Here is a 272-nt window from a genome sequence, read left to right on the forward strand (position 1 = left end):
CTTTCGTTGTACTGAACCGTATAGGGAAGATTATTGGCATAAAACGATTTTATATCCATCTCTATATTATGCCCCGATTTTACATTGCCTGCGATATCATCCAGTGCCATTGCCGCAAAAGAATTTGACTCTGGCCCATTGTCAAGAACAATTGAAGAGCTGTGTCCAAAAATCAAAATTGTTTCCTCCATATCTTTGATGCGGGATTTCTGGAGCTTGACTTTGGTCACTACGCCGTAAAACTGCATAATGTAATCGTTGGGATTTTTCAT

The 272-nt window shown here is 39.3% G+C and carries 1 pseudogene; it reads right to left on the minus strand.

The features are described 5' to 3' along the window. A pseudogene (locus ACE01P_RS24475) lies at positions 1–191 on the minus strand (type IV secretion protein Rhs); the annotation flags it as partial. Between the last annotated feature and the right edge of the window lie 81 nt (positions 192–272).

Source organism: Flavobacterium sp. HJSW_4, assembly GCF_042436695.1.
Classification (GTDB): domain Bacteria; phylum Bacteroidota; class Bacteroidia; order Flavobacteriales; family Flavobacteriaceae; genus Flavobacterium.